Raw genomic sequence first — 9971 nt, forward strand, 5'->3', positions numbered from 1 at the left:
TTTATGGATGTGCGCAGCCTGCGCTACTTCATCGCGGCCTACGAGAGCGGCTCGATCAGCGCTGCCGCCCGACACTGCCATGTGGCCCAGCCCTCCATCTCCACGGCGCTGGCCCAGTTGGAGGAGCGGCTCGGCACGCCTCTGTTCGAGCGGCACCGTCGTGGCATCACCGCCACCGAGGAGGGCCACCGGCTCTATCCACTGGCGCGCCAGGTCAGCGAGAACCTGGACGCCATCAGCCGCCTGTTTCGCACCGACTCGCCGCCCACGCCGGTTCGCCTGGGCCTGATGCGCTCATTGGGCGCCAGCCGCATGACGGCGCTGCTCAAGGAGTACATCGGCCGTGGCGACAATCTGGCCCTGACGCTGGTCAATCCGGAAGAGCGCTGCGATGCCCGCATCATCGGCGAACAGGACCTGGCCCATGGAGAGCGCTTTCAGCCGATCTGGCACGATAGCTATCGCCTGGCGCTGCCGAGTGGACATCCACTGGCCATGCAGGCGTCGATCTCACTGGGCGACCTGGATGGGCTGCCCTTCATCTGGCGTCACCCCTGCGCCGCCATGGAGCAACTCGCCGCCGCGCTGAACGCGGTGGAAGTGCGCTGCCAGATCCGAGCGCGCCTGCGCACCATCGAGTACACCCTGGGCCTGGTCGCCGCCGGTGTCGGGGTCTCCCTGGTGCCGGCCTGGCCCGAGATCCTCGCGCGACACGACGTGCAGTGCCGCCCCATCGATGGCCTGGTCATCCATCAGACCATCGGCGTCGCCTATCCGACCCATCATGCCCCACCCGCGCTGGCACCGCTGCTGGCCCTGGGCAAGGAAGCGTGGCGTCAGGCCGGCAGCGACTCCGGCAGCGAAGCGCGCCCTGACGCGACGGCGTCGTCCAGGCTTCGCCCCTCGCGGTAGAACGCCGCCAGCGCGGCCTGGAACGCCGCCGCCCGGGGCGGCAAGCCCTCACGTTCATACCGCGAAGCCCTCGCCTCGACCCGGGCCAGGAAGGCGTCACGGTCCACCTCCGCCTCGCCACCCAGGTTGTCGACGCTGACATTGAACGGCCGGCCGCAGGCACGCGTGAAGAGCAACTCCAGCGCCTGGGGAGCCACCTCCGCGGCCTCGAAGGCGCGCTGCTGCTCGGCATCGCGGCCATCGGGAAGATACCAGTAACCGTAGTCCTCGTGCCGACGACGCCGCTCCCCGGCGATGCACCAGTGGCTGATCTCATGCAGGGCGCTGGCATAGAAGCCATGTGCGAAGATCACCCGATGAAAGGCGCAGCCGGCATCGGCCGGCCGGTAGAGCGGCTCATCGCCACCGCGCACCAGCCGCGTATTGAAGGTGTCCTGGAAGAGTCCGTCGAACAGCGCGATCACATCGTCGAGTCGGTGGGTCACGTGGGCTCCGGGTCATAGAGAAGGATTCATTATAAGCCAGGAGCCTGTCGGATTTGACCGATCGTCACGAGAGGTTTGGATTTCGAGACAAGTTTATCGATCTGATGAGGCGAATAGCCCGCTATTTAACGAATCAGATCGAATGAAATTGGCCGAAAGACCGGATCTCGCAGTAGATCAGCGTTAAGTCCGACAGGCTCCTAGTGCCACATCGGGCGAAAACCACCGGTAGTTGCTAACATAACCGGTTCCCTTGGTCGTTGAGACCAGGCATTACGACGTCATGGCGGTCCATATCGCCTGCATGGAGCATGACCCTTGGCCACCTTTTTCACCCAACTCGCCGGTGTCAGCCGCAAGGAAACCCGGCCGCTGATTACCCTGGCGCTGCCGATCTGCGGCGCCCAGCTGGCCCAGGCCGGCATGAGCGTCGTCGATGTAATGATGACCGGGCGCCTGAGCGCCACCGACCTGGCAGCGGTTTCCGTGGGCTCCAGCATCTGGCTGCCACTGATGCTGTTCATGACCGGCACCCTGATGGGACTCACCCCCATCGTCGCCCAATTGCTGGGCGGCGGTACCACCGCTCGCATCCGCCCCAACGTGCATCAGGCGCTGTGGGTGGCCCTGGCGCTCGGCCTGGGTGCAGCCCTGCTGCTGTGGTTCACGGTGATGCCGATCTTCCGGCTGATGGAGGTGCCTGATGAGGTGGCACGGCGCTCGGCCGCCTACCTCTCCGCCGTCGCCTTCGGCATGCCCGGGGTCGCTCTGTTCCAGGCCCTGCGGGCCTTCTCCGACGGCATGAACCACACCCGCCCTGCGCTGTGGATCAGCCTGGTGGGCCTGGCCGTGAACATACCCAGCAACTATGTGCTGATCTATGGCGGCGACGGGCTCACCGAGCTGTTCGGCGAGTGGCTGCCCGCATGGGTACAGGGAATTCCTGCACTTGGCGCCTTCGGTTGCGGTATCGCCACCGCGCTCTCCATGTGGGTAATGAGCCTGGCGATGATCGCCTATACCCGGCGCTCCCGGGCCTACGGCGATGTCGAACTCTGGTGCGACCCCGCGCCGCCGCGATGGAAACTGATCGGCGAGCTGCTCTATGTCGGCGTACCGATCGGCGTGGCGATCTTCGTCGAAGTGACGCTGTTCACCCTGATCGCACTATTCATCGCCAGCCTCGGCGAGGTGACGGTCGCGGCACACCAGGTCGCACTCAACTACACCTCGATCCTGTTCATGCTGCCGCTGTCGCTGAGCATGGCGCTGACCGTGCGGGTCGGCAACACCCTGGGCCAGGGACGCCCCGACCATGCACGCCTGGTGGCCTGGAACGGTATCGCCATCTGCCTGCTGGTGGCCGGGTTCAACAGCCTGCTGCTATGGTTCACCGCCGAACCGGTCATCGCTCTCTATACCCACGACGTCGCGGTGCAACGCCTGGCGGTTTCACTGGTCATATTGGCCATGGTCTATCAGGTTTCCGACTCGCTGCAGGTCAATCTGGCCGGCGCGCTGCGTGGCTACAAGGACACCCGGGTCGTCATGGTGATCACGCTGGTCGCCTACTGGCTGGTCGGGCTGGGCGGCGGACACTGGCTGGGCATGCATGGCCTTGCCGGCTGGAGCGGCCCCCTCGGGGTGCACGGCTACTGGATCGGGCTGATCGCCGGGCTGACCGTGGCGGCCCTGCTGCTCGGCGAGCGACTGCGGCGACTGGCCAGGGGGGTGGCGAATGGCGCTCTCGAGATCCCGCGCAGCTGAGCGCTGCCTGAAGCGATGCATGGCCGGCCTGATGACCGCGGCCTTGCTGGTCGGCTGCGGCGGCAGTGGCGAAGGCGATGCCCTGCTGACGAGCTACCAGCGCGACCTCGCCGAGGCACTGGGACAGCCGGAGCCACAGCCTAGCGATCCCATCAATATCGGCGCCTTTCCCGATCGCCGCGAGCGCCTGTTCGAGATTCCCGAAACCCGCGAGAGCATGCTCGATGTGTACGCCCTGCGAGAATGTCATATCACCTCGCTGGTGGCTGCCAGGAACAATCAGCTAGGCCGGGTCGCTCCACCCAGCCAGCGCTGGATCTACGAACTGGAGCTCTGGCGACGCCTCCATGGCTGCTGGAACAGCGAGGTGCCGGCGGCACTTTCCGAGAACAATCGTGATCGCCTGGCACGACTTACCATGGCCAAGACCGAGCAACTGCCACTGGTCAGCTGGAACACCCTGTTCGATTCCGATGAATGGACCGGCAGCTTCTCCCGGGCCAGCTCTCCTCTGGAACCCGATTCACGTGACGCCATCGATGAGCAATTGGCAGCCATCGAGTGGCTGCACGCCGCCACCCTGAACCAGTTCAGCCAGGAGTGGCAGCATGCATCGTCAACCCTCGAGGGGCACCTCGACACCCTTCGCCGCCGACCACTGACAGCAGAAGTGCTGCGTGCCCTGCTGCTGGCAGAACAGCGACTCGGTGAAGCCAATACGCTACTCGAAGCCAGCCTGGCTGATACAGCCAGCTGTCAGCCGCTGGCTGAGGCCGGCTCCGAACTGAAGTCGCTATTCCAGCAGAAGCCGGCAGCCGAGTGGCTGGACGACCTCGAAGCGCTAGCCAACCGCTGGCTGGGCGCCATCGACGCACTGCTGGAAAGCCATGTCCCCCCTCCCAAAGCCGTCGCCCACTATCGTGGCCGCTGGCTGTCGCTGAATAATCCCGCAGCGCCGCTCCCCGCTTTTCTCACGGCACGCGATATACATCGGCGTCATTGGCAGGCGCTTGCCGAGCGCTGTGAGTGAAAAACCTTTCGTCAGGCTTAACTTGCAAGGTGACTCTGTGATATTGGTGGGAACAAGTAGGTAGGTGTGGATCCCGTCAGCCTTGCCGCAGCCGTGACCCGTTACAGCTCGGCCCATGCAGAATCTGGAGGGAGATCATGGGTATGACAATGTCACCCCGCCCTGCCCGGGTCATCGACCTGGAAACGATGCGCCAGAAACAGTTAGCCAAGCGACGCCTGATACGCCTTTGCCCAGAGCTCGACGGCCTGGAGATGGTCTATCGTCTCGCCTCCGACCCCGACTCCTTCTACGGTATGCCGATTCTCGCCTGGGGCCTCCGCGAGGATGGAGAGGTAGTGGGCCTCGTCCCATGGATGGAGGCGCTGACCCCCTGCCATCACATCGACGACTCCGAGCACGGCAGCTTCATCGGTTACCGAGATCCGGAAACCGAGGAACTGATGGAGACGGCACCGCCTCACAAGGCCTACGAGCTGGAGTATGCCGCCGCCTACTTCGATTACGAAGAGACGCGTGACATCACCCTGATCCAGCAACTGCCGGACACCCTGGGCACCCATGCCCTATGCGTCGATGACGACCGCGGCCCGTGGCAGCTGAAGCAGGTATTCGGCTGGCGCCTCTACAGCGATGGCAACACTGAGGCCTTGCTGGCCGACGAGAAGCTGATCGAGTCCACTCCCGTGCTCCCCGGAGACCCCTGTCTCTACCCCGGCCACAGCCGCCACCGCATGGTCTATTTCTTCCAGCGCAGCATCGCCAGCCGCATCCGGGAACAGGATCCCGGCACGCTGGAAGCCCTGGCACTGATGGTGGCTCCCGAAGAGTCGGCGACGTCCGGCTGAGACTGCCTGGGCTTACGTCGTCACCCACTTCAGCCTCCCTACCGTCTGGCCAGACCATGCACGAAAGCCAGCAAGCTCAGGCACTTTTCGTGCAAGGTCTGGCGATACATCAGCCTAAGCGGATAAAGTAGAGGTACCGTTCATCCGACGCCTGCTGAGCCAGCAACTCATGGCCAAGAAAGCTGCAGAATTTCGGCACGTCCCGGGTGGTGGCCGGGTCGGTGGCCACCACCTTGAGCACCTCGCCGGTCTGCATGTCCCGTACCTTGTTGTGCATCAGCATGATGGGTTCAGGGCAGTAGAGACCGGTCGTGTCCAGTTCAGCCTGAAAATCCGGCAGGGAGTCGGCAGTATCAACCATCGATCGACCTCGGTGTAGGGAGCCAGTTTAGATGATCAAGATCATTATCGAACGTCGTATCATGCCCGGCCTGGAAGAGGAATACGAGGAGGCCGCCCGTGAGGCCATCCGCTGGTCTCTGGGAGCCAGGGGCTTCGTGGGCGGCGAAACGCTCATGGAACTCGGGCACAGCGACAGACGCCTGATGATCACCAAATGGAGAGATCTTCGCGCCTGGAAAGAGTGGTACAACAGCGAGGAGCGCACCCGGGTCATGCAACGCATATGGCCGCTCTTGACCGAGGATGAGTCCATCCGCATCTATGAGCCGTCCTATTAGGCCACCCACTTCGGACCGCTCCGGTTTGAATGGACTGATTCTACCACCCTCGGTCATTGCAGATGGAATCAGTCCAGCAACCTGACATGCACCGTAACCTCTTCCCGATCATGGTATAGATGCCGGCAGCGTATCTCCGCCCGCACGCCAGCATCGTGCAGCGCAGCCTCCAGCCTGGAAAGGCAGCGAGTCACCTCCTCCCAGCGTCGCTTCATCGGCAGCTTCAGGTTGAACACCGCCTCCCGACACCAGCGCCGTTCCAGCCAGCGCTGCACCATGGCCGTAACCCGGGAGGGCTGGTCGACGATGTCACAGACCAACCAGTCGAGCCGACCAGGCGGCTCCCAGACGAAGCCGTCTTCTCGCAGGTGCTCCACCAGCCCCGTCGCCATCAGGGTTTTATCCATCGGACCGTTATCGATGGCAAAGACATTCATGCCTCGCGCCACCAGCTGCCAGGTCCAGCCTCCCGGCGCCGCGCCGAGGTCGGCCGCCTGCATGCCCTCGCCCAATCGCTCGTCCCACTGATCGCGCGGCACGAACTCATGCCAGGCCTCCTCCAGCTTGAGGGTCGAGCGACTCGGTGCGGCATGAGGAAAACGCAGCCGACGAATACCGCCCGGTAGCTCGCTGCGATTACCGGGGAAGCTCATCCCCAGTTGCACCCGATCGCCATCGCTCCACAACAGGTGAAGCCTGCGACCGGCGGCCTTGCGGCGTAGCGCCCCCCGCTTCTTCAGCATCGACTCGAGGGGGCGTTTCAGTGCCTTGATCAATCCCGAGAGCGACTTGCCGTCATTGGTGTCAGGTGTTTCATGCCAGATGGCATCGAAGCTCCAGCCACTCGCCACCACCTGCTCGATGATCGGCGACAGACGGTTCTCACGTGACAGTGTCAGTGCCGGAAGCGCAACCAGGCTCTGCCGCGCAAATATCAACTCTTCCAACCGCAAATCACGCTGGAGCAGATTGACGGACCGTTCGTCCGACACATGAAAGCAGACGTACCCGGCATGAGGGTCGTATTCCGCCTGGCCGGACCACCCGAGCCCACTGACGCGGGAATCGATTTCAGCTGCCAGGTCAACCTCGAAACCGGGCCGGCAATAGAACAGCAGCCGATCAGGTAGCGGGGACTTCTCTTCCATTTGGACTTGCCGTGTCAAGGGGCCTCCTTCGGCTCATCTTGCGAGGTGCTCCCGCTACGGCTCTGCCTGCCACCCAGCGCCTCGATATCCTGCAACTGTACGTTCAGTGCATTCGTTGAAATCGTCACTTCCCATAGTGAGTAGACCAGGGACACGGACAGCGTGACCAGGCTTGCCCCGAACAGGATCATGCCCAGCAGCTCGAGCGAGAGGAAAAGGGCAAACATCGAAAGGGTGCAAAGCAGAAAACTGAGCACACCGGCAACCTGCATGCGCTTGGTCAGCGAGATCCTTCGCCGCAGCAGCAGAATCTGGCGTGCCGTAGCGGCCTGATGGAGGCTGCGCTCTTCCTCTGCCAGCTTGCGAATCAGTTGGGCCAATACCAGAAACCGATTGGTATAGGCCAGCAGCAGCAGCGAAATGGCAGGAAACAGCAGAGCCGGTGTCGTCAGGGTCAAGGTTCTGGAACTCCGGTCTATTCAAGGAAATACATGATACCAGCCATGTGTAGAGCGTGGGGACGAACAAGCATATCGTTTGAATATCGTTTATGAATCATGGCGAGTGATCGATAATGGTGCACAGGTTATTGCCTTTTAAAAGCAATTTCGCCTCATATCTATGTCTAATCCCAGCATAGCCCATACAGTTGCTGCATAATGGTGCATTGGATTATAGTGGCCCCAACCCACTTTCTTTCAGGAATCCAAATGACCTACGTGCACGATACCCTTGAAAGTCTCAGGAAGAGCAGTCCGGCCCAAGGCGAGTTTTATCAAGCTGCCGAAGAGGTACTCGAATGCCTGCGCCCACTGCTCGACACGGTGCCTCGCTACCATCAGCACAGCATCATCGAGCGTATCGTCGAACCCGAACGCCAGATCATGTTTCGTGTCAGCTGGACCAATGACGCCGGGCAGGTACAGGTCAACAAGGGCTACCGCATACAGTTCAATTCCGCCCTGGGCCCCTATAAGGGTGGCCTGCGTTTCCATCCCAGCGTCAATGCCAGCATCATCAAGTTCCTGGGCTTCGAACAGATCTTCAAGAACGCACTCACCGGACTCCCGATCGGCGGCGGCAAGGGCGGGTCCAACTTCGACCCGAAGGGCAAGTCAGATGGCGAAATCATGCGCTTCTGCCAGTCCTTCATGACCGAGCTGTATCGCCACATTGGCCCCACTACCGATGTGCCAGCCGGGGATATCGGCGTTGGTGCCAGAGAAATCGGCTACCTGTACGGCCAGTACAAGCGTCTCACGGGCCGCTATGAAGGCATTCTCACCGGTAAGGGGCTGAACTGGGGCGGCTCACTCGGTCGCAAGGAAGCCACCGGCTATGGCGCGGTCTACTTCGCCCAGAACATGCTCGAGGCGCGAGGCGACAGCATCCTGGGCAAGACCTGCCTTGTATCGGGTGCCGGCAACGTGGCCACCTACACCATCGAGAAGCTCTACCAGCTCGGCGCCAGGCCTGTCACCTGCTCCGACTCTCGCGGGACGATACATCATCCGGAAGGCATCGACCTGGATACCCTCAAGCTGCTCAAGGAGGTCAAGCGCACCTCCTTGCGTGAATATGTAGAGCATCACCCCGAAGCTCACTACATCGACGCCCAGGACTACCCTTCCGATGGCCATGCCGTATGGCGCATCAAGGGCGATATCGCCTTCCCCAGCGCCACCCAGAACGAGGTAACGGAAGCCGATGCCCGGGCCCTGCTCGAGAACGGTATCCACTGCATCAGCGAAGGCTCCAACATGGCCTCCACCGCCGATGCCGTCGATCGCTTTCTCGAAGCACGGATTGCATACGGACCCGGCAAGGCCGCCAACGCGGGCGGCGTAGCCACCAGCCAGCTGGAGATGGCCCAAAACAGCAGCATGCAGCAATGGACGCTTGAGAAGGTCGACACTAAGCTCCAGGCCATCATGACCGACATTCACAGGCAATGTGCCGATACCGCCAGAGAATTTGACGAGCCGACGAACCTGGTGCTCGGGGCCAATATTGCCGGCTTCCGCAAGGTGGCCGATGCCATGATCGAACAGGGTGTCGTCTAGTCGACCGCTCCCTCCCTTCTCGCAGCCGCCCACTAAAGCCTGGCGCCTTTGGCGCCGGGTTTTTTCGTATACACGGTGGCCAACTCCGGCCAGCTTTTCACCCAGCCGGAGGAGGTAGCGAGAATAATTCGCACGTGTTACATCGGCGCATGTGCCAGATATCACCACTGATATAGTACCTGGACCGCCACCGCACCATCCTGTGAATTTATTATAAATTATTGATATAATTGCTTTTTTTATTTTATTGGCGAAGTTGGCCCACCTCCTGCTTCAGCCATGGTGAGCAAGACAGGCGGGTTGAGCTGCATCATCAGGCCACTCTTCACCGTCATGACGCACGAAGCCCAAGGCTTCACCTAGGCACTTCAAGTCAGACTCCGATGGAGGTATGCACATGATGTCCAAGGAATTCCTCAAGAAACTCGGTATTGTTGGTATCACTTTTGGTCTTGCTGCCAGCCCGCTGGCACTTGCCGACTTCCACGAGGAAGAGGACCAAGAGCCGGTTCCACAGGAAACCGCTCCTGAAGGCGAAGCTGATGACGGCTTTGGCGCTGGTGCTGATACCGAGTACGAGAACGAAGAGGAAGAGTGGGACGCCGAGGAGTGGGAAGAAGAGAATGAAGAGGAAGAATGGGAGGAAGAGGACGAGGATGACCAGGATTGGTAATGCCTGTTAATCCTCACAGATACTCGCTTCTCCCTTAAGTCGAGTAACAACCACCCCTCAGGTTGGTTCCTGCAATCACCTCCGGCAATGTCGGGGGTGATTCTGTTTTATACGCCCCCTTTATACAGCCAGGTCATTGAAAGAGAGGACTCTCGTCTGGAAAAGAAAAACCCCGAGCTCTTTCGAACTCGGGGTTTCGGGAAGAAAATGGGGAGGCCCCCAAATAGCGAAGCCCCGACCAATGGCCGGGGCTTCTGAATAAATGCCTGACGATGACCTACTCTCGCATGGGGAGACCCCACACTACCATCGGCGCTGAGCGGTTTCACTGCTGAGTTCGGCATGGGATCAGGTGGTTCCCGAAC

At 61.4% G+C, this 9971-nt stretch carries 11 protein-coding genes and 1 rRNA gene; 7 read left to right on the top strand and 5 right to left on the bottom strand.

The features are described 5' to 3' along the window. The first annotated feature begins 3 nt into the window (after positions 1 to 3). Entirely contained in the window at positions 4 to 912 is a 909-nt protein-coding gene (locus DU505_RS05310; RefSeq protein ID WP_114477929.1) for a LysR family transcriptional regulator, read from the top strand. Here the strand turns inward: DU505_RS05310 and DU505_RS05315 are convergent. After that, positions 837 to 1397: an elongation factor P hydroxylase gene (locus DU505_RS05315; RefSeq protein ID WP_114477930.1), complete on the bottom strand. Its 561-nt coding sequence runs from the start codon at positions 1395 to 1397 to the stop codon at positions 837 to 839. The genes DU505_RS05310 and DU505_RS05315 overlap by 76 nt on opposite strands. Positions 1398 to 1715: 318 nt before the next feature. Between DU505_RS05315 and DU505_RS05320 the strand changes: the two genes are divergently transcribed. The 3 genes from DU505_RS05320 to DU505_RS05330 all read left to right on the top strand — a co-directional run bounded on the left by DU505_RS05320 (position 1716) and on the right by DU505_RS05330 (position 5042). Then, positions 1716 to 3164: an MATE family efflux transporter gene (locus tag DU505_RS05320; protein ID WP_114477931.1), complete on the top strand. Its 1449-nt coding sequence runs from the start codon at positions 1716 to 1718 to the stop codon at positions 3162 to 3164. A 19-nt stretch (positions 3165 to 3183) separates the two neighbouring features. Beyond that, entirely contained in the window at positions 3184 to 4194 is a 1011-nt protein-coding gene (locus DU505_RS05325; RefSeq protein ID WP_114477932.1) for a DUF3080 family protein, read from the top strand. A 137-nt stretch (positions 4195 to 4331) separates the two neighbouring features. Further along, positions 4332 to 5042: a hypothetical protein gene (locus DU505_RS05330; RefSeq protein ID WP_114477933.1), complete on the top strand. Its 711-nt coding sequence runs from the start codon at positions 4332 to 4334 to the stop codon at positions 5040 to 5042. 109 nt (positions 5043 to 5151) lie between these two features. On the opposite strand, the gene tusA is transcribed toward DU505_RS05330, so the two are convergent. Further along, positions 5152 to 5403: a sulfurtransferase TusA gene (gene tusA / locus DU505_RS05335; RefSeq protein ID WP_114477934.1), complete on the bottom strand. Its 252-nt coding sequence runs from the start codon at positions 5401 to 5403 to the stop codon at positions 5152 to 5154. A 31-nt stretch (positions 5404 to 5434) separates the two neighbouring features. Between tusA and DU505_RS05340 the strand changes: the two genes are divergently transcribed. After that, positions 5435 to 5722 (top strand): antibiotic biosynthesis monooxygenase family protein, encoded by a 288-nt coding sequence (locus DU505_RS05340; RefSeq protein ID WP_114477935.1) that lies wholly within the window; start codon positions 5435 to 5437, stop codon positions 5720 to 5722. A 68-nt stretch (positions 5723 to 5790) separates the two neighbouring features. Here the strand turns inward: DU505_RS05340 and rlmM are convergent, their stop codons facing one another. Together rlmM and DU505_RS05350 are read right to left on the bottom strand one after the other, a co-directional pair. Then, on the bottom strand, positions 5791 to 6870 hold the full coding sequence (gene rlmM, locus DU505_RS05345; RefSeq protein WP_114477936.1) for a 23S rRNA (cytidine(2498)-2'-O)-methyltransferase RlmM: 1080 nt from the start codon (positions 6868 to 6870) through the stop codon (positions 5791 to 5793). A 14-nt stretch (positions 6871 to 6884) separates the two neighbouring features. Further along, positions 6885 to 7328: a DUF2721 domain-containing protein gene (locus DU505_RS05350; RefSeq protein WP_114477937.1), complete on the bottom strand. Its 444-nt coding sequence runs from the start codon at positions 7326 to 7328 to the stop codon at positions 6885 to 6887. 252 nt (positions 7329 to 7580) lie between these two features. Between DU505_RS05350 and gdhA the strand changes: the two genes are divergently transcribed. Both gdhA and DU505_RS05360 read left to right on the top strand, forming a co-directional pair. Continuing rightward, entirely contained in the window at positions 7581 to 8933 is a 1353-nt protein-coding gene (gene gdhA, locus DU505_RS05355; protein ID WP_114477938.1) for an NADP-specific glutamate dehydrogenase, read from the top strand. A 397-nt stretch (positions 8934 to 9330) separates the two neighbouring features. Next, positions 9331 to 9606 carry a hypothetical protein gene (locus DU505_RS05360; RefSeq protein WP_114477939.1) on the top strand — a complete coding sequence of 92 codons (276 nt, stop codon included), beginning with the start codon at positions 9331 to 9333 and terminating at the stop codon, positions 9604 to 9606. Positions 9607 to 9870: 264 nt separating this feature from the next. Here DU505_RS05360 and rrf read toward each other — a convergent pair. After that, a 5S ribosomal RNA gene (gene rrf, locus DU505_RS05365) occupies positions 9871 to 9971 on the bottom strand; the annotation flags it as partial.

Origin of the sequence: Billgrantia montanilacus (assembly GCF_003336675.1) — a bacterium.
Lineage (GTDB): Bacteria > Pseudomonadota > Gammaproteobacteria > Pseudomonadales > Halomonadaceae > Halomonas > Halomonas montanilacus.